The 23,947-nt window shown below is 47.4% G+C and carries 23 protein-coding genes; 20 read left to right on the top strand and 3 right to left on the bottom strand.

The features are described from left to right. Positions 1-106: 106 nt before the first annotated feature. The 17 genes from QMA13_RS22345 (at position 107) to solA (ending at position 18,174) form a co-directional block, all read left to right on the top strand. Entirely contained in the window at positions 107-1,450 is a 1,344-nt protein-coding gene (locus QMA13_RS22345) for an ABC transporter substrate-binding protein (protein WP_282935947.1), read from the top strand. Between the two features lie 231 nt (positions 1,451-1,681). Next, positions 1,682-2,575, top strand: a complete 894-nt coding sequence (locus QMA13_RS22340; protein ID WP_282935946.1) for a LysR family transcriptional regulator — start codon at positions 1,682-1,684, stop codon at positions 2,573-2,575. A 143-nt stretch (positions 2,576-2,718) separates the two neighbouring features. Beyond that, complete coding sequence (locus QMA13_RS22335; protein WP_282935945.1) at positions 2,719-3,732, top strand: LLM class flavin-dependent oxidoreductase; 1,014 nt, start codon at positions 2,719-2,721, stop codon at positions 3,730-3,732. A 55-nt stretch (positions 3,733-3,787) separates the two neighbouring features. After that, positions 3,788-5,122, top strand: coding sequence for an LLM class flavin-dependent oxidoreductase (locus QMA13_RS22330; RefSeq protein ID WP_282935944.1), 1,335 nt, complete (start codon positions 3,788-3,790; stop codon positions 5,120-5,122). A 20-nt stretch (positions 5,123-5,142) separates the two neighbouring features. After that, positions 5,143-6,789, top strand: a complete 1,647-nt coding sequence (locus tag QMA13_RS22325) for an ABC transporter substrate-binding protein (protein ID WP_282935943.1) — start codon at positions 5,143-5,145, stop codon at positions 6,787-6,789. Positions 6,790-6,810: 21 nt separating this feature from the next. Further along, positions 6,811-7,743, top strand: a complete 933-nt coding sequence (locus QMA13_RS22320; protein WP_282935942.1) for an ABC transporter permease — start codon at positions 6,811-6,813, stop codon at positions 7,741-7,743. A gap of 57 nt (positions 7,744-7,800) precedes the next feature. Next, on the top strand, positions 7,801-8,694 hold the full coding sequence (locus QMA13_RS22315; protein WP_282935941.1) for an ABC transporter permease: 894 nt from the start codon (positions 7,801-7,803) through the stop codon (positions 8,692-8,694). Between the two features lie 18 nt (positions 8,695-8,712). Next, positions 8,713-10,764, top strand: a complete 2,052-nt coding sequence (locus QMA13_RS22310) for an ABC transporter ATP-binding protein (RefSeq protein WP_282935940.1) — start codon at positions 8,713-8,715, stop codon at positions 10,762-10,764. 57 nt (positions 10,765-10,821) lie between these two features. Beyond that, a complete protein-coding gene (locus QMA13_RS22305; protein WP_282943508.1) occupies positions 10,822-11,652 on the top strand; it encodes a transporter substrate-binding domain-containing protein in 831 nt (276 codons plus the stop codon). Between the two features lie 36 nt (positions 11,653-11,688). Continuing rightward, positions 11,689-12,414 carry an amino acid ABC transporter permease gene (locus QMA13_RS22300; RefSeq protein WP_282935939.1) on the top strand — a complete coding sequence of 242 codons (726 nt, stop codon included), beginning with the start codon at positions 11,689-11,691 and terminating at the stop codon, positions 12,412-12,414. Beyond that, complete coding sequence (locus QMA13_RS22295; RefSeq protein WP_282935938.1) at positions 12,404-13,186, top strand: amino acid ABC transporter permease; 783 nt, start codon at positions 12,404-12,406, stop codon at positions 13,184-13,186. Before QMA13_RS22300 ends, QMA13_RS22295 begins: the two co-directional genes overlap by 11 nt. Beyond that, the gene (locus QMA13_RS22290; protein ID WP_282935937.1) at positions 13,110-13,862 is read left to right on the top strand and encodes an amino acid ABC transporter ATP-binding protein; all 753 of its coding nucleotides are present in this window, start codon (positions 13,110-13,112) and stop codon (positions 13,860-13,862) included. The genes QMA13_RS22295 and QMA13_RS22290 overlap by 77 nt, the downstream gene beginning before the upstream one ends. A gap of 48 nt (positions 13,863-13,910) precedes the next feature. Further along, positions 13,911-14,444, top strand: coding sequence for a GNAT family N-acetyltransferase (locus QMA13_RS22285; RefSeq protein WP_282935935.1), 534 nt, complete (start codon positions 13,911-13,913; stop codon positions 14,442-14,444). Beyond that, positions 14,425-14,889, top strand: a complete 465-nt coding sequence (locus QMA13_RS22280) for a DinB family protein (RefSeq protein ID WP_282935933.1) — start codon at positions 14,425-14,427, stop codon at positions 14,887-14,889. The genes QMA13_RS22285 and QMA13_RS22280 overlap by 20 nt, the downstream gene beginning before the upstream one ends. After that, positions 14,889-16,073, top strand: a complete 1,185-nt coding sequence (locus QMA13_RS22275) for an amidohydrolase (RefSeq protein WP_282935931.1) — start codon at positions 14,889-14,891, stop codon at positions 16,071-16,073. Before QMA13_RS22280 ends, QMA13_RS22275 begins: the two co-directional genes overlap by 1 nt. Positions 16,074-16,079: 6 nt before the next feature. Beyond that, complete coding sequence (locus QMA13_RS22270; protein WP_282935929.1) at positions 16,080-16,655, top strand: GNAT family N-acetyltransferase; 576 nt, start codon at positions 16,080-16,082, stop codon at positions 16,653-16,655. Positions 16,656-17,040: 385 nt separating this feature from the next. Further along, positions 17,041-18,174, top strand: a complete 1,134-nt coding sequence (gene solA, locus QMA13_RS22265) for an N-methyl-L-tryptophan oxidase (RefSeq protein WP_282943506.1) — start codon at positions 17,041-17,043, stop codon at positions 18,172-18,174. Between the two features lie 268 nt (positions 18,175-18,442). Here the strand turns inward: solA and QMA13_RS22260 are convergent, their stop codons facing one another. Continuing rightward, positions 18,443-19,288: an AraC family transcriptional regulator gene (locus tag QMA13_RS22260; protein WP_282935927.1), complete on the bottom strand. Its 846-nt coding sequence runs from the start codon at positions 19,286-19,288 to the stop codon at positions 18,443-18,445. A 148-nt stretch (positions 19,289-19,436) separates the two neighbouring features. Between QMA13_RS22260 and QMA13_RS22255 the strand changes: the two genes are divergently transcribed. Then, positions 19,437-20,582, top strand: coding sequence for a Gfo/Idh/MocA family protein (locus QMA13_RS22255; RefSeq protein WP_282935926.1), 1,146 nt, complete (start codon positions 19,437-19,439; stop codon positions 20,580-20,582). 276 nt (positions 20,583-20,858) lie between these two features. On the opposite strand, the gene QMA13_RS22250 is transcribed toward QMA13_RS22255, so the two are convergent. Beyond that, positions 20,859-21,659 (bottom strand): helix-turn-helix domain-containing protein, encoded by an 801-nt coding sequence (locus QMA13_RS22250; protein WP_282935925.1) that lies wholly within the window; start codon positions 21,657-21,659, stop codon positions 20,859-20,861. Positions 21,660-21,850: 191 nt separating this feature from the next. Between QMA13_RS22250 and QMA13_RS22245 the strand changes: the two genes are divergently transcribed. Continuing rightward, complete coding sequence (locus QMA13_RS22245; protein WP_282935924.1) at positions 21,851-22,660, top strand: phytanoyl-CoA dioxygenase family protein; 810 nt, start codon at positions 21,851-21,853, stop codon at positions 22,658-22,660. Then, positions 22,638-23,549 carry a sugar phosphate isomerase/epimerase family protein gene (locus QMA13_RS22240; protein WP_282935923.1) on the top strand — a complete coding sequence of 304 codons (912 nt, stop codon included), beginning with the start codon at positions 22,638-22,640 and terminating at the stop codon, positions 23,547-23,549. Before QMA13_RS22245 ends, QMA13_RS22240 begins: the two co-directional genes overlap by 23 nt. A 45-nt stretch (positions 23,550-23,594) precedes the next feature. Here the strand turns inward: QMA13_RS22240 and QMA13_RS22235 are convergent, their stop codons facing one another. Beyond that, on the bottom strand, positions 23,595-23,813 hold the full coding sequence (locus QMA13_RS22235; RefSeq protein ID WP_282935922.1) for a hypothetical protein: 219 nt from the start codon (positions 23,811-23,813) through the stop codon (positions 23,595-23,597). Positions 23,814-23,947 lie beyond the last annotated feature (134 nt).

The raw sequence follows: 23,947 nt of genomic DNA, 5'->3' as shown, positions 1-23,947 counted from the left end.
TATTCGAGAAAACCTTTACAATAATAACATATAAAGTAAGCGCTATCATAAAATGATAAATGCTCCTTGGTGCCTTACTATTTACATTGTATAGGAGGTTGTCGAAATGTACGCAAAGAAACGATTGCCTATTGTTGGAGCATTTCTCGCCATTGCAGTAATGACCGCTTGTACAAATCAAACGAAGGTCGATAACACCGCACCTCTACCAAATAATCCGTCCCCGACTAAGGAACCGACCGTAGATAAAAGCAGTGAGAAGGCAGATCTCGTCATATATGGCGCTGCCGGGAATACGGAGGACGAGTTTAACAATCGTTGGGGAAATGCATTAAAAGTTAAATTTCCCAATTATACGCTCAAATATATTGCGAACCAAAAAGGAAGCACGCTGCCTGAACTCATTACGGCCGGTCAACCTATTGACATTATTTTCGATTCGATTGGTGGCGCTGCGGGCAACTTGATACAGAATGAATTCCAGTACGATATTTCAGACCTCGTCAAAAAACATAACGTGGATTTAAGCCGTTTTGAGCCGAGCTTTCTTGATGCGACCAGGCAATTGGGAGGCTTGTATGGCTTGCCTGTTAACGGTGGAGGGCTCGTTTTATATTACAACAAAGATATATTCGACAAGTTCGGTGTAGCCTATCCGGCGGATGGAATGACGTGGGAAGATTTACTGGCCTTATCCAAAAAGGTGACGAAGAACGAAGGAGGTAAGCAATACGCCGGATTTGCCACCTCCGTTACTCATCCAATGAGGATGAATCCTATGTCGATGGATATTGTAGATAAAGCAACGACGAGAGCGGCGATCGACAACGACAAATGGAAGCAATTCATACAAAATGTGATTGTCAATCCAATCGTGCAGGATGCGGAATACAAGGCGTTTATTCAGGAAAAGAAAGGTATGCTGTTCACGAACGATTTTGCCAAGGAACAGAATTTGGCTATGTTCGCAATGAACTTTGGTTTGCAGTATGCGGTGAAGGAATTTGAAACTTTGAATTGGGATATGGTTTCTTTACCGACTTTCAAAGATGCCCCTGGGGTTGGTACACAGCCTTATCCTAACTTCTTCTTCATTACAGCCTCAAGTAAATATAAGGATGCTGCGATGGAGGTGCTGAAGTATGTTACGTCCGATGAGCATGAACTGATTGAATCCAAAAAAGGGAACATTCCGGTTCTAAAAAATGAGGAGATTAAGAAAGTGTTCGGCCAAGATACTGCGTTCAAAAATAAAAATATGAAGAATGCCGTTTTCTTCAATAAGTTCGCCACGCCTCATGCCAGGACGATCTATGATGATAAAGTCATTGGAGCTATCGACTCGAATATTAAAAAAGTCGTCTATGGGGAAGCGGATTTGAACACGGCTTTCCGCTTAGCACAAGAAGAAGCGAACAAAGCGATTGATGAAATGAAGCTGAAAAAGTAATACTGTGCGCATAAATAAACTAAGCCTAGCGGCGAACCGCTAGGTTTTTTGCTTAGGTAAACAAGCTGACTGAAAATTCTGCAATTTGTGGTTGACAAAAAGACGTAAAGATCGTTTAATTAAATACAACTAATCGCATAGGAATTATATAGTATCGACCGGATCAACTGGAGATACATCGGCTTCCCTAGGAAGTTGGATGTATCTTTTTTGTTTCCATGGAGGCTGCGTATGAATATTGAGAATATCGAGGCTTTTGTTTACGTCATTCATTTTAAGAGCTTCAACAAGGCAGCTGACGCCTTATTTTTGTCCCAGCCTTCCATATCGGCCCGGATTCAGACATTGGAGCGGGAGCTGGACGTGAAGCTGTTTGAACGAGAAGGGAGGCATTTTACACTGACAGAGAAGGGGAAACAATTCCTCCCCTATGCTCAGCAAATTTTGCAATCGATGAAAAAAGGGAAGCAGCAGCTTCAGCAAATGAAAGCTACGCCTTATGAGGTTACCATAGGTTGTACCGTATCGGTTTCCAACTACATTATCCCTGAACTGGTGCCGGTTATTCAAAGTAAGTTTCCTGAGCTTCAGTTAAAGCTTCTGACGGCTTCGAGCGAGGCCATTATGGAGAAGCTGATGAACAAGGAGATCGATATGGGCTTGATTCGCAATATGACGCATCCGCATATGGACTCCGTCAAATTTTACGAGGATCCCATACGGCTGTTTGTTTATGAAGGGCATCCTTTTCTGGAGAAGCATCACGTAACTATTGAAGATGTCGGAATTCAGCCGTTAGTGTTTTTCGAATGCGGTTCACTGGACTGGATGAAGCTGCACCATTGGTTCGAAACATTAGACCATCCTCCGAATATTGCTTACCACATGGATAATTTGGAAACGGCTAAGAAGCTGATTCTTAAACAGATGGGAATCGGGTTCCTGCCCTCCTTGTCCGTAGCAGAAGAGGTAAGAGCTAGGAAATTGTTTCCCATCGATGTTCCTTCGCTTGCAAGTCTTTCGTTGAGAACGAATCTGATTGCAAGGAAAGGGGACTGCACGGACTTTTACAAACCGTTCTTGGAGATAAGCAGAGAGATTCTTTTTCCGTCAACGTTTCCATAGAAAGTTTCAATTCAAGGATAGAAAAAGCCTATTACCTAGCCCGTTGACGCTATATTAGGGCGATGATAAGCTTTACCCATGCAAATAAAACCGACAAAACCAATAGGAAATATGGTTTATTGTTAAACGAGGAGGAGTGGAGCTTGGGGCTTAAATTAAGCATTCTGGATCAGAGTCCAATAGATGAGGGAGAAACAGCCGAGGAAGCGTTCCTTCATACAGTGGAGCTTGCGAAAAAGGCGGAGGAGCTTGGATATTATCGTTTCTGGGTGTCGGAGCATCATGACTCGGATAAATTAATGGGTTCCTCACCGGAGGTGCTGATCTCCTATTTGCTGGCACAAACCAAGCGAATTCGGATCGGATCCGGCGGGGTGATGCTCCAGCATTACAGCCCCTATAAGGTGGCGGAAAACTTTAACGTTCTTGCCTCGCTTGCCCCTGGTAGGGTAGACCTCGGTATTGGTCGGGCGCCAGGCGGACTGCCAAGGTCTACGAAGGCTCTTCAGCAGGAAAGCTATCGAGGAGCAAAGCCACTGGAAGATAAGCTCGTTGAGCTGGAGCAATACCTTAGCAGCAGCTTGCCTGAGAATCATCCCTTGTTCGGGGTTAAGGCCGTGCCCGCGCCACAAAAGCTGCCAGAGCTGTATTTACTCGGCACGAGCGCTTCCAGCGCTGCATTAGCCGCACAAACCGGAATACCTTACGTATTTGCAAAGTTTATCAACGGGGATGAAGCAGTGATCGAGCAAGCGCTGCGAACATACCGCTCCAAGTTCATTTCCCTCCATGGGGCAAAACCGCAAGCCATACTGGGAGTATCCGTTATTATAACGGATACGGATGAAGAAGCGAAAGCATTAGCCGTTGATTCCAAGCATGTGAAGATTCAGCTGGAAAGCGGAAGAACGATCAATGTTAAGAGCTTAGAGGCTGCTGAGGAGTATGGCAGGCAGTCTGATGAGAAATTTACGGTTGAGGTGAAGGATACACCCATTATTCACGGATCCAAACAGACCGTACGTGAGCTGCTGTTGGACCTTCAACGGCGCTACGAAGTGGATGAACTCATTATTATCGTTGCTATGAAAAGCTTTGCCGAACGGCTCCATGCCTATGAGCTGCTGCAGGAAGCTTTTTCGGAATTAACAGTGTAGTTATCAGGGCTTTCTATGGAAGAACACATTAAACGAATCTAAGGGAGGAATTACAGTGAGTAAAGAAAGAAAAATCAAGTTTGGCGCGATCATTCACGGTGTTGGAGGCAATATGGCGGCGTGGAGGCATCCGAAAGCAACAGCCGATGCAAGTGTGAATTTTGATTTCTATACACAGCAGGCACAAAAGGCGGAGGAAGGCAAATTCGATTTGGTGTTCATTGCAGATGGTCTCTATATTAATGAGAAATCGATTCCGCATTTTCTAAATCGTTTCGAACCGATCACTATCCTGTCGGCACTTGCAGCCGTAACTTCCCGTATCGGTCTTGTTGGCACGCTGTCTACGTCTTATAGCGAACCGTTCACCGTAGCAAGACAATTTGCTTCGTTGGATCATATCAGTCACGGTCGCGCCGGCTGGAATGTAGTTACTTCTCCGTTGGAAGGCTCGGCTCTCAATTTCAGCAAAACCATTGAAGAGCATCCTAATCATCCGAAAAGGTACCGGATTGCTACCGAATACCTTCAAGTAGCCAAAGGGCTATGGGATTCTTGGGAGGATGATGCGTTTGTTCGTGACAAAGAATCCGGCGTATTCTTTGATCCGAAGAAGCTTCATAGATTGGATCATAAAGGCGAGTTTTTCTCCGTTCAAGGCCCGCTTAATATCGGCAGGTCCAAGCAAGGCCAGCCTGTAATCTTCCAAGCAGGATCCTCAGAGGACGGCAAAAATCTGGCTGCCAAAGAAGCGGACGCCATCTTCACCGGACATCCGACCTTAGAAGATGCTCAGCAATTTTATCAGGATGTGAAGAACAGAGCCGTTTCATTCGGCCGCTCACCCGATGATATCGTGATCTTACCTGGCATCAGCCCGATTATTGGCCAAACCGAAGAGGAGGCAGAGCGTAAATATCAGGAGATAGTGGACCTCATAAGCATAGATAAGGCTTTGGATTACCTCGGAAGATATTACGAGCATCATGATTTTACTCAATATCCGCTGGATGAGCCATTCCCTGACTTGGGTGATCTAGGCAAGAATAGCTTCCGAAGCACAACGGACCGGATCAAGAAGGAAGCGGATGAGCAAGGCTTGACATTGCGACAAGTAGCTCTTAGAGCAGCCACTCCTAAGACACAGTTCATTGGAACACCGGAGCATGTCGCCGATCTTGTACAGGAGTGGTTTGAAGGCCGTGGTGCAGACGGATTTATCGTTGGATCAGCCGTTCCGAACGGGTTGAATGATTTTGTCGATCATGTGGTTCCGATACTGCAGGAACGTGGAATTTATCGGGAAGAGTACGAGGCGGATACGCTGCGCGGTAATTTAGGCTTAAATATCCCAGTAAACAGATATGTAAAACAGGAAATTCGCAGTTAGACTAGAGTGGAGTGGTTAGTATGATAAAGAAATCGATAGCATGGATGAAATATATCGCTTTGGCGTCTGCGCTGCTGCTTGTTCTTTCGGGCTGCGTTAAAGATGGCGGAGCAGCAGCAACAGGCTCTTCTCAGAATGCAAACGGACAGCCCGCAGTTCAAGGTGGCGATCTGAGCTTTGCGTTGGCGACCTCACCAGATACGCTGGATCCTCATCGGAGCGGGCTTGCGGTAGCTGTCCGAGTGATCCGCACGATCTATGACAGCCTTGTCGTCCAACTGCCGGATAATACGATCAAGCCATGGCTTGCTACCGAATGGTCGATATCCCCTGATGGCAAGAGTTACACCTTCAAGCTGCGTAAAGACGTAGTGTTCCAGGACGGAACTCCGTTTAACGCGGAGGCGGTCAAATTCAACTACGACCGCATCATTAACCCGGAGACCAAAGCAAGTAATGCTTTAGCTCTTATCAGACCTTACAAGTCTTCTGAAGTGATTGATGAGTACACGATCAAGCTGAATTTGGAAACACCGTCGACTGCATTTTTGGGCAATTTAAGCCAAGCGCTGCTCGGCATTGTTTCTCCTACGGCGGCCAAGAAATATGGAGATGATTTTGGCAAGCATCCTGTAGGAACCGGACCGTTTACATTTGTCAAATGGAATGAAAATGCGGATATACAGGTTGCCAGGAGCTCCAATTACCAATGGGCACCTGATCTTGTGAACAATAAAGGGCAAGCTTATTTGGATAAAATCACATTCAAGATCGCACCTGAAGAAGCGACACGGATAGGAAGTGTCCAGAGCGGCCAAGTGCTGGCAGCAGAGACCGTTCCACCGCAAAACGTCCTGTCCCTCAAAAATGATCCGAAGACGCAGCTTCTGCAAGTCAATACAGTTGGCTTACCGTACACGCTGTTCTTCAATCAAAGAAGAGCTCCCTGGAACGAAGTGAAGGCAAGACAGGCAGTGCAATATGGACTGGATGTGGATGCCATCGTCAAAACCTTGTACTTGGGAACGTATCCTAGAGCTTGGTCGGCTCTGACGCCAGGAATTTTCGGATATGACGCTTCTTTGGAGAATGCCATAAAACCGGATATTGCCAAAGCTAACAAGCTGTTCGATGAACTGGGATGGGTTAAAGGCGCTGACGGTATACGTGAAAAAGACGGCAAGAAGCTAACACTGCATTATGTAGACGGCTCTCCGAACCGCGAGAAACGTAACGATATTGCCGTGATGGTGCAGCAGCAGCTGAAGCAGATTGGTGTGGCGGTGGAAGTGGAAATAACGAAGGATACGGCAAATGTAGTCTATAAGAACGGAGCACATGATCTGTACGGTAACAGTCAGGTCAACTCCGATCCTGATGCTCTTCGCAACTTCTACCATACACAGGACCCGAATGCTACGAAGCTCACCATTGCAGGGGCATCTGACCCAGAGCTTGATAAGCTGCTGGAGCAGGGAACGGTTGAACAAGATCCAGCCAAGCGTGCCGACATTTATAAAAAAGTGCAGCGTAATTTAAGCGATAATGCCGTTATTATACCGGTTTACGTATTTCCGTACACGGTAGCCGCCTCCAAAACCGTGAAGGGCTTGAAGTTCGATTCTCTTGGCTACCCGTTATTTAATGATGTAACCATACAAAAATAAGTAATGAAGGAGTTCATGGTTATGGTCAAGACGCTGATAGAACGGTTGCTGTCCTCCGTGTTAGTCATCCTGGGATCACTGGTACTCGTATTCACTATCATTTATGTGCTGCCTGGTGATCCGGTTCTCTCGATGCTTGACCCATCCTCGGCGACTCCGGAAATGATAGCGAATTTACGGCATCAATTAGGACTCGATCAACCGTTCTATGTTCAATTCGGCCGCTATTTTGCGGGAATTTTGCAAGGGGACTTCGGTAAATCGATGATCAATAGCGAGCCTGTGCTGCCGAAGATTATGAACCATTTCCCGGCAACCTTGACACTGACCTTAGCAAGCACGCTGCTATCCGTCGTTATCGGTGTATTGCTCGGAGTATTGTCGGCAGTGCACCGAAATCGCTGGATTGATGTCATTGCACGGTTGGTAGGGTTATTCGGAATCTCGATGCCGACTTTTTGGTCGGGCATCCTGTTTATTCTCTTGTTTTCAGTCCATTTAGGCTGGTTCCCGGCAATGGGTTCGGATGGGATTGAAACCTTAATTCTTCCAGCATTAACATTGGGGATCGTAGGAGCAGGATTTATCGTACGAATGGTACGCAACAGTATGGTGGAAGTGTTAAATGAGCCCTTCATCATAACGCTTCGCTCGAAGGGACTATCGGAGAAGAAGGTCATGTATCTCCACGCGCTGCGCAATGCATTGATCCCGGCTATTACCGTGATCGGAATTCACATAGGCGATCTGATGGCAGGGACTGTCGTTGTGGAGACGGTGTTCTCAAGACAAGGGATTGGAAGGATCATTGCCGATGCCATAATGGCTAGAGATTTACCTGTCGTTCAGGGTGTCGTGTTTTTCTCAGCCATCGTCTATGTTGGCGTTAATTTACTAGTGGACCTTTCTTATTCCTATATTGATCCGCGGGTTCGACGTTCGAATGCAAGCTAAATCAACTATGCTTCACTTATGCGAAAATTCAGTACAGCTCTTGGGAGGGAAACGGTTATGAAGGAAGTGATATCCGCTAAGACCGTCTGGAAGGAAAGGAGTGAACGCGCACCTCAAATCAAGCCGGCAAGGTCGTTATCAGCAGCAGAGCTTTTTGTCTGCGCAGCATCATTGGTCGTACTGTTTATTATCGTGTGCGCCATCATTCCAGGGGCGGTCGCTCCGTATGCTCCGACACAGATGTTCACGGACCACATATTGCAGCCGCCCAGCACAGCTCATTTGCTCGGGACCGATTATTTTGGAAGGGATGTATTCAGTCTTGTGGTCTATGGGAGCCGTGATTCTTTGTTTATCGGAATTGCATCGGTTCTGGCAGGAGGTATCCTTGGTGGGACCATCGGAGCGCTTTCCGGATATATCGGAGGGGGGCTTGATAAGATTCTGATGCGATTCATCGATGTGCTTATGACTATTCCCGGCATCCTGCTTGCGCTAGCCATTGCGGCAGCATTGGGTCCTCATTTGTTTAATATCGTATTTGCAGTAGCGGTATCAGCCGTACCGGGCTATGCGAGAGTGATGAGGGGACAAATTCTAAGCATCAAGAATCGCTCCTTCGTTACCGCTTCGAGATCTATCGGAGCTTCCCCGTTCCAGAGATTTTGGTGGCATGTACTGCCCAATGCTTGGTCTCCCCTATTGGTTATGGCGACCATTGGGCTGGGTTCATCGATATTGGTAGGCTCGGGGTTAAGCTTTCTCGGATTAGGCGTCATCAAAGAAATCCCAGATTGGGGTACCTTACTGTCACAGGGGAGAGGCTATTTGACGGTAGCCTGGTGGATAGCGACTTTTCCCGGCTTAGCGATTACGTTATTCGTTCTGTCCGTCAATTTGATCGGGGACTACATCAGGGACCAGCTGGATCCGAAGAAAAGCAGGGCTTAGGACAGGGAGGCGGCACAATTGAAACCATTGCTCGATATTCAACATTTGTCGATCGATTTTGCTACCAAGCAGGGAGCCCTTAGGGCGATTACGGACGTAAGTCTGCAAATTCAACCCGGAGAAACGGTCTGCCTAGTAGGGGAATCGGGAAGCGGCAAAACGATTACCTCCAAGTCGGTCATGCGATTATTGGACTATGAGAACGGCAAGATTGCTGAAGGGAAAATTAGCTTTAACGGGGTTGATTTAACGGTACTTTCCGAGAAAGAGCTGCGTTCTTTACGGGGAAAAAAGATAGCTATGGTATTTCAGGAGCCTATGTCGGCATTCGATCCGGTGTTTACAATCGGAGGTCAAATTACGGAGGTCATCCTGGGACATCGGCAGGGCAATAAGCAGCAAGCTTGGGAGCATGCCATTCATTTGTTGAAAAGAGTGGGCATTCCCGAGCCGGAGCTGAGAATGAAGCAGTATCCGAATGAGCTGTCAGGAGGCATGCTGCAGCGGGCTATGATTGCGATGGCCTTGGCATGCGGCCCGGAGCTGTTGATCGCCGATGAACCGACCACCGCGTTAGATGTGACCATCCAAGCGCAAATTCTCCACTTGCTGCAGGAGCTGAAGCAAGAGTTCAAGATGTCCATTCTGCTGATCACACATGATATGGGCATTGCAGCTGAAATGGCCGATCGAATTCTCGTCATGTACGCAGGCAAAGTAGTAGAGCAAGCTACGGTGCAGCAGTTGTTCGAGCAGCCTCATCATCCTTATACACGAGGACTTCTGCAATCCATTACGACGCTGGACAGTGAGCATGGCGCCAAGCTGTTCTCGATTGAAGGTTCAATTCCGAGTTTAACGGAGCTTCCGTCGGGCTGTCGGTTTCATCCCCGATGCCCTTACGCAACTGACCGGTGCGTGAAGGATAGTCCACCCTTATTTCATGTGAACGGTCGGCAATCGGCCTGCTGGTATGCAGAGGAGCTTGTTCAAGAAGAAGCTTGGAAAGCTTGGGAGCCATCGGCCTTCTCTATCGATTCCGAGCCTAAAGTAACAATACAGTCTACGACATCGGACACCACTTTTTTTGAGTCATCGCCGGTTCAAAGCAATCTGATAGAGGCTGAACATCTCAGCAAATGGTATCCGATCAAAAAAAGCGTGCTGACCCGTCCCACATCTTTTATCCATGCAGTCGACGATGTGTCCTTTTCAATCAAAAAAGGGGAAACCTTTGGATTAGTCGGAGAGTCTGGCAGCGGCAAATCCACGCTTGGACGGCTGATTTTACAGCTGGAAAAGGCAACTGCAGGCATGGTGCGCTTTCAGGGAGAGGATTTAACAGCGCATAATTCACTTGGCCTGTTGAGGGCACGGAGAAATATGCAGATGATTTTTCAAGATCCGTACGGTTCCGTGAACCCCAGGTGGAGGGTCGGAGATATTATCGCCGAGCCGTTAATAGTGCATCGATCTGTTAGCACGAGCGAAAGGCGAGGTCGAGTGGAGGAGCTGCTGCAGGCCGTTGGATTGAATCCATCCTGGTATGACCGTTATCCGCATGAATTTTCAGGTGGGCAGAGACAGCGTATCGGGATTGCACGAGCCATTGCACTGAATCCTCAGTTTATCCTTGCAGATGAAGCCGTATCGGCGTTGGATGTGTCGGTACAAGCACAGATTGTGAATTTGCTTCAGGAATTGCAAAGCCAGCGCGGACTGACGTACCTGTTTATCGCTCATGGTTTGAATATTGTCCGTCACATATCGGACCGGATAGGGGTTATGTACCTTGGCAAGCTGGTTGAAGTAGCCCCAAGCGAAGAGCTCTTCAAGCACCCTGTCCATCATTACACGAAAGGGCTTATTTCTTCCATACCAACAGCCGATCCGTCCCGCAAAAAACCATTCGCTTCTATTCAAGGGGAAATTCCGTCCCCCTCCAATCCTCCGTCAGGCTGCCGATTCCATACGAGATGTGCTGCAGCTACAGCCCAATGCCGGAATGAGGAACCCGAATTAAAGCAGGTTGCCGAAGGTCGATGGGCCGCTTGTCACCATCCTTTATAGCGAACTTGACATTAGACCCCGCAATGATGATGAAACCAGAGGAGATGATCTATTTTGATGAAAAAAAGCATCGCAGTATCCGTTATCGCCCTATTACTCCTTGCTGCAGGGTGCGGCACGGCACCTTCAACCAAAGATGCGGCTTCCGATAAAACCGCTGCCGGAGGCGCCGTTAAGCCTAAGAAAATCATCGTCGGCACGGGGACGCAGTTTGCTAATATTTGCTTTATTGACGACAAAGGGAATTTGACAGGCTATGACGTGGAGCTCGTGAAAGAAATTGACAAGAGGCTGCCAGAGTACGAGTTTGAGTTCAAAACGATGGATTTCTCCAACCTGCTGCTCAGTCTTGAAACGAAGAAGATTGATTTTATCGCTCACCAGATGGAAGTGAACAAGGAAAGGGAGGAAAAGTTTTTATTTAATGACGAGGCCTATAACATTTTTCCTAATAAAGTAGTCGTTCAAAAGGATCGAAATGATATTAAGTCCATTGACGATTTAAAAGGGAAAAAAGTCATCGTCGGCGCGACAAGCAACGCTTCGGTTCTTCTTCAGGAGTATAACAAAACCCATAACGATGCGATCCAAATCGTGTATTCGGGAAGCGGGGGCACTAACGATGTGATTGCTCAGCTCAAAGCCGGGCGCGTCGACGCTACGATTAGCACACAGTTTGCTGTAGATCAACGAAATGAGAGCGCCGATGCTCAGCAAAAAACAGTCGGGCCCGCCATATCCAACTCCAAGGTGTATTTCATTCTCCGCAAAGATGAAGCCGAGCTAAAATCCAAGATTGACGAGACGATTAAGGCCATCAAGAAAGACGGTACTTTATCCAAGCTGAGTACGAAATGGCTGGGTGCAGACTACACCGTGTCGGAATAACAAGGACGCTGCGGTCAGAAAGGATCAAGATGTACGATGGGCAAATCGTTTGATATCCAGCTAGTAGCGGTGTTCCTGCCTAAATTGTTATCCTACCTGCACATTACGCTTTTCATCCTGGTAGCTGCTATGCTGCTTGGGGTTATTATAGGATTTATTATCGTCCTGCCAAGATTGTATCAGGTTCCCGTTTTGAATCGATTAGTAATTATCTATGTTTCTTTCATCCGGGGTACGCCGATTATTATTCAGCTGTTCCTGGTTTACTACGGATTGCCCGAAGCACTGCATCTGCTCCATATTGACGTTACGAATGTAGAGGCCATCGTATTCGTTATCATCACGTATGGGCTGCATATTGGAGCTTACGTGTGCGAAATTGTTCGTTCAGCTGTTAACAGTGTAGAGAGAGGACAGCTTGAAGCTGCGTATTCGACTGGGATGACAGGTAAGGATGCCTTCCTTCGTATCGTTTTGCCTCAAGCGTTGGCTATTGCGCTTCCGAACTTCGGCAATCTAGCCATTTCCAGTATGAAGGATACGTCATTGGCTTTTTCGCTTGGTGTCATGGATATGGTAGGGAGAGCGGAGACGCTTCTAACAACAAACCATTTTTTGGAAATTTATATTTCACTAGCGATTATTTATTATGCACTGTGCATTCTGCTGGAAAGGCTGTTTGTTATCGCGGAGCGGCGTCTGCTGCGGCATGAAAGAAGGCTAAGCCCAGGTCAGGTAGGAGGGCTGCACTATGACGCTTGATATTCCTTTTATCGGAAAAGCGTTCGTCGAGATTATTAAGGCGCTGCCCTTGACGCTGGTTATTTCTTTAGTTCCCTTACTGTTTGGTTTTATTTTGGGTACCGGAATAGCGTTAATTCGGATTTACAAAATTAAATTCATTCATTGGATAGCCGATTTCTACGTCTCATTTGTTCGCGGGACTCCTTTGCTGCTGCATATTATGCTTATTTATTTTGGACTGCCGATGCTGTTCGATTATTTATCTGAGCATTATGGCTGGGGCATCCGCTCCAAATCCGTTCCGCTCGTAACCTTTATACTTATCGCTTTCTCTCTGAACTCCGCTGCTTATATGTCCGAAGCTATCCGCTCAGGAATTATATCTGTATCGCACGGTCAGATGGAGGCCGCCTATTCGGTAGGAATGACCACTCCACAAGGCTTGAGAAGAGTTGTTATCCCGCAGGCACTCATGGCCAGCTTGCCTAATTTGCTGCATAAGTTCATAGGTCTGCTGCACGGCTCTTCCCTTGCTTTTACGATTTCGCTGGTGGAATTGAACGGCAAAGCCAATATTGTCGCGACCTCCAATCTGAAGTTTCTAGAAGCTTTTATAGCTGCAGCGCTTATTTATTGGGGATTGACCTTGATTTCAGAAAAAATTACATCCGTGCTGGAGCATCGTTTAAATCGGTACAACCGGGGGGAGTCGTATGATTCAACTAAGCAACATTCAAAAATCGTTTGGCAAAAATCAGGTGCTGCGCGGTATCGATCTTACGGTCAGTAAAGGGGATGTAGTGGTTATTCTTGGGCCTAGCGGCTCTGGCAAAACTACACTTCTGCGCTGCATAAATTTTCTGGAAAAGCCAAACGACGGTGAGGTACGAATCGGAGATTATCGCGTGCAGTGCAAGCATCCCAGCAAGACGGATATTTTGACGCTGCGCCGAAAGACGGCCATGGTATTCCAGCACTACAATTTGTTCAAGCATAAAACGGTTCTGGAGAATGTGATGGAAGGTCTCGTCGTTGTTCAGAAGCTTCCGAAGGAGGAGGCACGCAGCAAGAGCGTGCTTATGCTGGAGAAGGTCGGCTTATCGCATAAAGTGGACGCTTATCCAGTCGAGCTGTCGGGCGGGCAGCAGCAGCGGGTAGGTATCGCCCGGGCACTTGCGTTAAACCCGGAGGTGATCTTGTTCGATGAACCGACCTCAGCACTGGATCCCGAGCTCGTTGGGGAAGTGCTGGCCGTCATCCGCAGAATCGCCCGTGAAGGAGTTACGATGATCGTTGTCACACATGAGATGAGCTTTGCACGTGATGTGTCCAATCATGTGGTATTTATGGATGAAGGAAGAATTGTAGAGGAAGGCAATCCTGATGATATATTTGCAAGGCCAAAGGAAGAGAGAACGAAGCAATTTCTTAAGAGGATTACTCCGGAATGGAGCTATGTGATCTAGGAATGGTTTCGGGTTAAATAGCCTAACTAAATCAAGGAGGTGCTATCTATGAGCTATACGTACCGGTTGGCTGCCGAGGAAGATGCAGAACAGGTTCTGTACGTCATCCAAGGCGCTTATGAATCTATACGACAGCTTGGCATCGAGTTTAGAGCCGTACATGCCGATTTGGACATGATTGTAACGAATATCAAGGACAATTCCTGCTATATATTAATTCATGACGGTTCTGTTGCAGCTACACTTTCTCTCAAACCGCTTCCTGAAGTGACGCCGCATCCTTTCTTGTATTGGTTTGCTGTTGATCCGGAGCGCAGCGGTCAAGGCTTGGGAGACCATCTCCTTACCTATGTAGAGGAGCATATTGTGCGGGATACGCTGAACGCCGATGCGGTTACGTTGGCCACCTCGAAGAAGCATCCTTGGCTGCTCCCTATGTACGAGAGAAGGGGCTATGAACGATTTTTCGAAAGGGATTTAGGAAAGGACGATCAGCTCGTCTATTTAACTAAAAAACTAACGGCTGCAGAAACAGCGGCTAGGACATTGGGAGGAACCTATCATGAGTCAAACCGTCATTGATCTAACCTCGTATACGAGAACATTGGACCAATTAAAGGAAGCAATTAAAGGGCTATCGGAAGAACAGCTGAAGCGCAAGGAGGCTCCGGATAAGTGGAGTGTGACGGAGGTCTTATCTCATCTGGCGGACCATAGCATTGTTTTTTCGTTCCGCATTCGCAAAGTAATCTCCGAAAATGATGTACAGCTGGCTGCTTTTCAGCAGGACCCGTGGGTTAGCCATTCCAGAGCCAATGAGAGCTCGGCAGACGATATTCTGGCTGTATTCGGTGCGTTGCTTGCTTATAACAGCTTACTGTTCAAGCGCTTGAGCGCGGATGATTGGCAAAAATCGGGAGTCAATGTCAAAGGAGACACCGTCACGCTGGAGAGCTCGTATAGGGCCTTCATTCAACATGTACAGACGCATTTAGCGCAAATTGAACGAATCAAGCGTGGTTTGTGATGAGTACGTCAGGAGAGCTGAAGCTGCTGCCAGAGCAGTGGCTGGAAGATGCCAGAACGTTGTATCCGGTCTTGGCAGAGTTCCGCCGAGATTTGCACCGTCATCCTGAGTTGTCAATGCAGGAGGTAGAAACGACACGCAAAATTAAGGAGTTTCTCTTGAAAGAAGGCATAACCCTTCTGCCGTTGGATCTGCCTGTAGGTGTGTTGGCTGAAATCGAAGGCGCCACGGAAGGACCGATTATTGCCTTAAGAGCCGATATCGACGCGCTTCCGGTTCAGGAGGAAACCGGCCTGTCGTATGCGTCAATAGTTGAGGGTAAGATGCATGCTTGCGGGCATGATTTTCATACCGCAGCCATTCTTGGGGCGGCCGTTTTATTAAAGCGGCAGGCCCATAGGCTCCATGGCAAGGTTCGATTGTTATTTCAGCCCGCGGAAGAAAAGGGAACCGGGGCTAGAGCCATGATTGAAGCTGGAGCGCTGAATGGCGTTGAGGCAATCTTCGGCATGCATAACAAGCCTGAGCTGCCGGTAGGCACGATTGGCTTGAGTGCCGGACCGTTGATGGCCAGTGTCGACGGCTTCAAGATTAAAGTGCATGGTAAGGGCGGCCATGCGGCTGTGCCTGATGCGGCCATCGATCCTATCGTGGCCGCCAGTGCCATCGTGGGCGGGATTCAAACGGCGGTCAGCCGCAATACGAGCCCTTTTGACCGCGCGGTCGTTAGCATTTGCAGCTTTCACTCCGGTACAACGTGGAACGTCATACCGGATTTGGCTGTATTGGACGGAACCGTGCGGACGTTCCGTCAGGAGGTCAGGCACGAGATGCCGGACCGGCTTCATCGTATAGCAATGGGCATCGCCGCTGGCTATGGGGCCGAAGCCGAGCTAAGCTGGTTCTCCGGCATTCCAACAGTGAATAATGATGCTGCTGCTGTTGAAGTCGTACGCCATGCTGCAGAAGCATTGAATCTGCAAATCACAGAAGCTGTTCCATCCGCAGGAGGCGAGGATTTTGCTCATTATCAGGAGAAGGTGCCTGGTTGCTTCATCTGGATGGGTACGAGCGGAACGGAGGAATGGCATCATCCGAAGTTTACTTTAAATGACGAGGCTCTTATACCTAGCTCAGCATTATTTGCTTTGACCGCTGTTCATGCATTAGAAAAGGATAGGTGAATAGGGATGGAGAGCTTGAGCGCCATAACGATTAGGGATGCCGCTGCATACGACAAGGAAGCGATTCAGCAAGTCATGCTTGCAGCCTATGTGCAATATGAAGCCGTGATGCCGCATTCTCGTTGGGCGGCGTACCGGGAAGGGATTCTTGCCGCAGTAGATAGCGACAAGGCACTATTCACCATCGTTGCTGAACAGGACAGTGTTATCGTCGGCAGTGTACAAATGTTTGTATCGTCGGAAGCCGCGTATGGAAGGCCTGAGATGAACATCCATACTCCCATTATCCGCTATTTGTCCGTCCTGCCCTCGGTAAGAGGTCAAGGGGTGGCGACAAAGCTTATTATAGAGAGTGTGAAACGAACAGCGGCTTTGGGGGCCACGGTTCTGCATCTGCACACATCCGATCTGATGCAGTCGGCTGTCCGGCTGTATGAACGGCTTGGTTTTGAGCGAGCTTACCACAAGGACTTTAACAATGGTGAAACCTTGGTTAAAAGCTATCGGCTACCGCTTCATCCCAATGTGCTGGAACAGCTATCTACCAAAGCAAGTATGACGATCAAGTCAAGCGAGTCATAGGGTGGAGTAGAGAAAGGGAGTTCATATGAATATGAACTACGGATTGTGGAGAAACCCCAAAAAGCTTGAAATATTGCTATTATACTCCGGTGGGGTATGCCCCTCCGGCCGCTGTTGTTATCGGGAAGTTTTTAATTATCGCTTTACAGCGGTTACTTCCCGATAACAAAGGCGGACGCTCTCGCTCCTCCAGGGCATACCCCACCTCCCTATATAGCAAATTTCTCGTGGAGATGGGTTTCTCTACTGAATCGGAGTTCATAGCCATATGAACTCCTCTTTTGGTTAGTTAAGTAGAAAAATAATGGATAAAAAAGGTATTTTTAATACGGTGATGCTGATATGATTTAACTAGATAAATGAATGGAGAAGGAAGGTGGCACCTATAAGTACTTCATATGATGTCATCGTTGTTGGAGCTGGCTCGATGGGGATGAGCGCAGGATATTATTTAGCAAAACAAGGTGTCAGGACGCTGCTGCTCGACGCGTTCGATCCTCCTCATACAGCCGGAAGCCATCATGGAGAAACTCGGCTAATTCGACATGCTTATGCTGGAAGCCTAACCTATACGGCCATGGCGCTTCGCTCTGATCAGCTGTGGATGGAATTGGAAGCCGCCTCAGGTGAGACCTTACTTATACGCTCCGGTGTATTGAATATAGGACCGTCAGAAGCATCAGGATTGAAGAGCAAATGGTCAAGATCTCGAGAGCACGGATTACCGGTTGATTACCTAAGCGCGGAAGAGATCCGTTACCGCTGGACCGGAATTCATTTACCTGAATCCTATATCGGGCTGTATGAACAGCAAGCGGGCTTTCTGCTAAGCGAGGCTTGTGTCGGAGCTTTCCGTAAGCAGGCTATCGCCCATGGAGCAGTCGTCATGCCGCACAGTCCTGTGGTACGAATAGAGACAAGCGCAAGCCATGTTACGGTACATACACATACCGGGACGTTTACAGCAGACCGGGCTATTATAAGCTTGGGAGCGTGGTTTAACCTACTAGACGGGTTGGATACTCTTCCCATAAAGCCGGTCAGGAAGGCGGTCGGTTGGTTTGAAGCAGACGAGGCTTTATTCGATTACACGAAGTTTCCCGGATTTACATTAGGGTGGTCGGAAGGTGGATACTACGGATTTCCGAGCATGAATGGCTCGGGTGTCAAAATCGGAAGGCATGACGTCGGACAGCCATGGCAGCCGGGACAAAACTTTGAGCCTTTCGGGAACTATCCAGAGGATGAACAGGATTTGCGTCAAGCGCTGGAGCAATTCATGCCCCGTGCTTCTGGCCGATTGCTTCGCGGAGCCGTATGCAAATACGAAATGACCCCGGATGAGGATTTCATTATCGATACGCATCCAGAATACGATCGTATATGGATAGCCGGGGGATTCTCCGGTCATGGATTTAAATTTTCCAGCGTGGTGGGGGAAATATTATCTGAGCTTATTGTTAAAGGAGAAACGAAGCAGGACATCAGCCCGTTTGCGCTTTCAAGGTTTAAAACCTAGTATTCTCGATCAACAAGGCCGCCTTAAGGAGTCTGAATTTGTAGAAGAACCTAATTATTAAGAAGATGGATGATGGAAGGAGGTGGGGTATTCCCTGGAGGAGCGATAGCGCCCGCCTTTGTTATCGGGAAATACCCGCTGTAAAGCGACTAATTTGAAAATTTCCGGATAACAACAGCGGCTGGAAGGGGATACCCCACCGGAGTACCACGCAAACTTCAGAAGTAACATAGGTTTCTCCACAATCTGGACGCCGTCAGGCGTCATTTTAATTTTTCTGAATTTGCAACCGGTATTGATGCGGTGTGATTCCCATCGTCTCTCTGAATAGTTTACAAAAATAAGAAGGATTAGGAATGCCAGCTCTAACTGCAATCTCAGGTATAGTGAGTGAAGTCTTGGTAAGCCAGACACAGGCGTGTCGGATTCGTGTTGCGTGGACATAGGCAAGGATGGTTGTTCCTGTCGCTTCCTTGAATAAGTGGGCGATATGATAGCGGGATACATGCAGCTCATTTGCCATCGTTTCCAATCGAAACGGCTCATGATAGTGGCGCTCAATCCATTGCATGACCTCCCCTGCCCGATGAGAAAATTTCGAGTTGTGGGTTAGGGAGGCTTCGGGCTGCCGTTGAAGTCGCTGCAGCTGCTTAAGGAAGCTTAGCAGGAAAAACATATATTCCTCCTGATGCTCATGCGAGCTGAGCCTTTGTTCACTTTCATGGAATTGAGTCATAAGTGTAACGAGAGCATCCGATTCCTTCAGATGATGCAATGGTCTTCCTCCTGCTTGCTGCTGCTTAAGGATATGAAAATAATGCTTGAGCAGAGGAAAGCTGTCCCAATACGGCTGCAGCAGTATCGGATCGAACATAATTAGGCTCCTTACAAAAGGACGCTCCGGTGTGACATGGATTTGAACGCGATGGAGCTGAAAGGGCTGAAATATCATCAAAGTGCCGGGCTCCACCGGATAGCTCTTTCCTTCGATAATTAGGTTTCCTTCGCCTTCATGAACATAGGTAAATTCCATTTGGAGATGCGCATGAAAAACCTCTTTGAATACAACAGCAGAAGTTCTTCGATAGTCAAACTCGAACGGTCGGGACCCCATGTGTATCGTTCACCCTCCATGAAACAATCGACATCATTTATTTCCATTATAGCAATATCCCAACATTTAATCACAATATTGCTTCATAAATATCGTAGGCTTTCTTTTATGATAATGATGAACAACCATTGTAGAAGGGTGGAACGATATGATAAGAGTAGCTGTTATTGGAGCTGGGGCCATATCTAGAGCGCATATCGATGCTTATCTAGCATTCTCGGACCGATGCCAAATTGTTGCGGTCGCAGATGTGTTCAAGGAAAAAGCGGAAGAGGCGGTAAGGAAATATGATTTAAATGCAATTGCCGTTCAGGACTACAAGGAGCTTCTCGGGCAAGGTATTGATCTTGTCTCGGTATGTACGCCGCCCTATACCCATGCATTTATAACGCAGGATTTTTTGCGAGCGGGTTCACATGTGATTGTAGAAAAGCCTATGGCAGCATCCCTTAAAGAATGCGATGAGATGAACAGGGCAGCCGAGGAGTCCGGTAAGATTTTATCGGTGATAGCTCAGAATCGTTTTACTAACCCGATGATGAAATTGAAACAAACCATAGATCAAGGCTTGGCGGGCAAAATAGTTCATGCACAGGTAGACTCCTATTGGTGGCGGGGACATTGCTACTATGATTTATGGTGGCGCGGCACTTGGGAGAAGGAAGGCGGTGGCTGCACGATCAATCATGCGGTGCATCATATAGATGCCCTGCAGTGGATGATGGGAATGCCGGAAGAAGTACAGGCCATCATGAGCAATACTTCTCACGATAATGCGGAGGTCGAAGACCTTTCTGTTGCCATTTTGCGTTTTGCAGATGGGGCGTTAGGGCAAGTCACCAGTTCCGTAGTCCATCACGGTGAGGAACAACAGCTTATTTTCCAAGGGAAGGCTGCGCGAATTTCCACTCCATGGAAGGTGAAGGCATCCGTCTCCAAGGAAAACGGGTTTCCTGAACCAAATCTTCAACTAGAGCAGCAAATTCAAGCTCAGTATGATGCTCTTCCCGATCTGCCGCACTTAGGACATAGAGGGCAAATCGATAACGTCCTGCAAGCGATTGAGAGCGGTTCCAAGCTATTGATTGACGGCGTGTCCGGTCGCAATACGCTAGAGCTGATTACCGCTATTTATAAATCAGCCAGCACGGGAAGTCGTGTGAAGCTGCCGCTTTCAAAGGAGGACCCTTTTTATACGAGGGAAGGGATTCAGGAGAACGCAACGCATTTCTACGAGAAGACTCGTTCTGTTACAGGGTTTGGGAGTAATGAGATTAAAGTATCGGGAGAGTGAGAAGAAGAGGATGCGGATTTAAACCTTATGCTGTAGAGAACTCGTGAAACTTCAGAATGGTATAAGGTACTCCGGTGGGGTATCCCCTTCCTGCCGCTGTTGCTATTGGGAAATATTTAATTTATTCAATTTATAGCGGAGATTTCCCAATAACAAAGGCGGACGCTATCGCTCTTCCAGGGGATACCCCACCTCCAGCCTTTTAGCTAGCTTCTGAATAACTTAGTTTCTCAACAGCACAAGGACGCAAATGCGTCCTCTTCTTTTTTTAGTAGGCTATGTCGTCTTTTTATAAGAACCCGGATTCACTCCGTAATGCTTACGGAACTGATTCGTAAAATGGTTATAGTTCTGATACCCGACATCAAAAGCGATTTCGGTTAAGCTGCGGTCCGTATGCTCAATCATAAGAGCGGCTTGACGAATTCGCATCCGGTTCAACGTATCGATTATGGAATAACCTGTACTTTCCTTGAACAAATGGGAAAGCCGGGAGGGAGACAAGCCGATGATTCGTGACAATTCTTCAATACGGAGGGGCTTGCGCATATTAAGGGATAAATAATTCAGTGCTTCTTCTATTCTAGCATCGAGCCGCTGGATGCTCTTTTGGGCCAATAATAGCAGGATCTCTCTTAAACCGTTCAAGCTCAGCTCATGCCAATATTCTCCGCGCTCCCTGGAATCATTAATAATCTTCTTAAAGGTACGGTAAATACGTTTGCGTGATGATGTATTGTCAACGGGCTGAACGACAATATCCGCTTCCGGCAGCAGGCTGGATTCCATGAAACGATCGGAGAAATGAGCCCATACAAAATGCCAGTTTTGTCCTTGCACCGTTCCGTATTGATGCGGAGTTCCTGCCCTAAGCAGCGAGACATCTCCAGATTTACAGATGGTTTCTTGACTTGGGGTTATAAAGTAACCTTCACCGCTCAACGTATAGGTAATGAGCCAATCGCTCATGCCTTGAGGTCGTTTGGTCACGTAAGTATCTGGCTTATCAAAATGCCCCGCAATGACGATTCCATATGCTTCTCCATCAAAACGAAAGGTTTTGTTATCGAAATCCACGCTTATAGGCTCCTTTCTTTGACAGAATGAGTTTCTTTAAGCATAATCGATAATCTTTACTTTTTCCATAGTGATAGCAGGATCATAGGATTACTTAGCATCATTGTTACTTCATCCTTGCAGCATTTTGCTTTATGCTAAGAGCATAAATGATCATCCATGAAATTCGTGATGCAGAGGAGAGGATGAAGATGGACACCGGTTTGCAGACTCTAACGCTAGAACAGAAACAGCATTTTGAAACCGAGGGTTTTTTAATTGTCAAAGGCTTGTTCAGCAAAGAGGATATTGCAGAAATTGAACGTACTTTTGAGGAAATAAGCCATAGCACGATTCCGGGGCATTTTGAACCTGTTATGGATGCTGAGCACAACGACCCCTTAAAGCGCTATCCGAGAGTCATGCACCCGCATCGATTTAACGATACGGCTAAACATTATATGCTGCACAAGCCAGTCCTGGACGTGCTGGGGGATTTGTTCGAGGAGCAGCCGCTGGCGGCACAAAGCATGTTTTATTATAAGCCACCCGGGTCGAGGGGCCAGGCGCTTCATCAGGATAATTTCTATTTAAAAGTAGAGCCTGGTAACTGTATCGCCGCTTGGACGGCAATTGACGCTGCGGATGAGGAAAATGGAGGACTTTTGGTCGTGCCTAAGACGAACCATTACGAAATCATTTGTCCAGAGAAGGCGGATGCGAATGAGTCATTCACCAATCATTATGTGAAGCCTCCCAAGGATCAAAAAGTCATTCCTGCCATCATGGAAAAAGGCGATGTGCTATTCTTCAACGGCAACTTGATACATGGTTCTTATCGCAACAGATCAAAGGACCGCTTCCGCCGGGCATTTATTTGTCATTATGCTAACGAGTCTGCCGCACGTATCAGCCACCACTATCGGCCGTTATTTCGCGCAGACGGAACGCCGGTCGATTTGGAGATGAATCCGGATGGGGGGCCTTGTGGAGTTGAACATGAAACCGTCTATCCCCATTAGTTCGAACTCTCCACGTATGGATGTACAAATGTCCTGGTGGGCAATGAATGGTCTTCACAGCAGCGGAGATCGGCAATCAGCTTGGAGTCAGGAAGCGAAGCTGCAGCGTATAGCTGAAGCGGGTTTTGCTGGTGTTAATGCCTTTATCCCAGAACCTGCACAGGCCAAAGAATGGCGAAGACTGCTAGAGCAGTATGGTTTGACCTTGAGCGTCAATGCCTATCCGAAAAGCGCAGTGGATATGACCGAGTTCATCGAGAAGCTTAGAGCTTATGATGGCGCCGTACAGTACGTGAACGCTCAGGTGATGACTCCCTTTATCGTCGATACTAGTGCGGAGAAGTTGTTACACGATATCGCTCGGTTAGCAGAGGATGCCAGGATTCATGTGTTTATTGAAACTCATCGCGGGACGATTACGCAGGATCTGCTGAGAACAGTAGAATATGTGAATAGTCTCCCTTCCTTGAGGCTTACCATTGATTTCTCTCATTATGTTGTGGCAGGCGAAATGAGGACAATTAGCGATGAGGCTGAAGCGTTGCTGCAAACGCTGCTCACGCGTACATCATGCATACATGCGCGTGTATCGAACGGGGAGCAGGTGCAGGTGAACGTAGGAGAGCAAGGGGAGCATCCGATGCTGTCGCATTTCGAGCGCTGGTGGGAAAGCGGGATGAGACACTGGCTTGCACAGGCGAGCCTTGGCGATCATTTTCCTTTTGTATGCGAGTTAGGGCCGCCGCCGTATGCGATAACATTGGACGAATATGGTGACAAGTCTGACGAAATCAGTGACAGATGGACCCAGTCATTATTATTAGCAGACAGAGCGCGCAGCATCTGGAGCCGTATTTCAAAATCACAAGGAAGCACCGGTTTGGCTTAATGCCAGGCACGGTGCTTTTTATTTAATACAAGGCTTACATAAAGATTATTTAATCATCCCTCTACGCTGGATATCGGTCGATACGTGTACGGTCACCTTCTGCTTGCTAAAAAGGGAGTTTTGCCATTCGTCTTTATCCAATGATCCCCCATGAGCCAATCTATAGGCTTCTCCAAAATGCTCCACAACAAGATGTGATAGCTGGGTCGTATCGAGTAAGCTGTCGATCTGTATACTGTTAATCCGGTTCGTAATATTAGTCACGAGCGTGGTTGATTATGGAATGTTTTTACATAAAAATCCAAATGTATTTTAAAGAGGTTTTGCTTAAAAATCAATTGTAAAGAAAACACAGATTTGATATTATACATACTAGTATTACTAGTATTACTTAATTT

Origin of the sequence: Paenibacillus sp. RC67, assembly GCF_030020805.1 — a bacterium.
In the GTDB taxonomy this organism is placed as follows: Bacteria; Bacillota; Bacilli; order Paenibacillales; family NBRC-103111; genus Paenibacillus_S.
This window is presented reverse-complemented; position numbering and strand designations above follow the sequence as displayed.

Coding starts and splice junctions, on each gene's coding strand:
- QMA13_RS22345 (WP_282935947.1), top strand. CDS start 107: ATGTACGCAAAGAAACGATTGCCTATTGTTGGAGCATTTCTCGCCATT.
- QMA13_RS22340 (WP_282935946.1), top strand. CDS start 1,682: ATGAATATTGAGAATATCGAGGCTTTTGTTTACGTCATTCATTTTAAG.
- QMA13_RS22325 (WP_282935943.1), top strand. CDS start 5,143: ATGATAAAGAAATCGATAGCATGGATGAAATATATCGCTTTGGCGTCT.
- QMA13_RS22320 (WP_282935942.1), top strand. CDS start 6,811: ATGGTCAAGACGCTGATAGAACGGTTGCTGTCCTCCGTGTTAGTCATC.
- QMA13_RS22315 (WP_282935941.1), top strand. CDS start 7,801: ATGAAGGAAGTGATATCCGCTAAGACCGTCTGGAAGGAAAGGAGTGAA.
- QMA13_RS22305 (WP_282943508.1), top strand. CDS start 10,822: ATGAAAAAAAGCATCGCAGTATCCGTTATCGCCCTATTACTCCTTGCT.
- QMA13_RS22300 (WP_282935939.1), top strand. CDS start 11,689: ATGGGCAAATCGTTTGATATCCAGCTAGTAGCGGTGTTCCTGCCTAAA.
- QMA13_RS22295 (WP_282935938.1), top strand. CDS start 12,404: ATGACGCTTGATATTCCTTTTATCGGAAAAGCGTTCGTCGAGATTATT.
- QMA13_RS22290 (WP_282935937.1), top strand. CDS start 13,110: ATGATTCAACTAAGCAACATTCAAAAATCGTTTGGCAAAAATCAGGTG.
- QMA13_RS22285 (WP_282935935.1), top strand. CDS start 13,911: ATGAGCTATACGTACCGGTTGGCTGCCGAGGAAGATGCAGAACAGGTT.
- QMA13_RS22280 (WP_282935933.1), top strand. CDS start 14,425: ATGAGTCAAACCGTCATTGATCTAACCTCGTATACGAGAACATTGGAC.
- QMA13_RS22275 (WP_282935931.1), top strand. CDS start 14,889: ATGAGTACGTCAGGAGAGCTGAAGCTGCTGCCAGAGCAGTGGCTGGAA.
- QMA13_RS22270 (WP_282935929.1), top strand. CDS start 16,080: ATGGAGAGCTTGAGCGCCATAACGATTAGGGATGCCGCTGCATACGAC.
- QMA13_RS22260 (WP_282935927.1), bottom strand. CDS start 19,288: ATGGGGTCCCGACCGTTCGAGTTTGACTATCGAAGAACTTCTGCTGTT.
- QMA13_RS22255 (WP_282935926.1), top strand. CDS start 19,437: ATGATAAGAGTAGCTGTTATTGGAGCTGGGGCCATATCTAGAGCGCAT.
- QMA13_RS22245 (WP_282935924.1), top strand. CDS start 21,851: ATGGACACCGGTTTGCAGACTCTAACGCTAGAACAGAAACAGCATTTT.
- QMA13_RS22240 (WP_282935923.1), top strand. CDS start 22,638: ATGAAACCGTCTATCCCCATTAGTTCGAACTCTCCACGTATGGATGTA.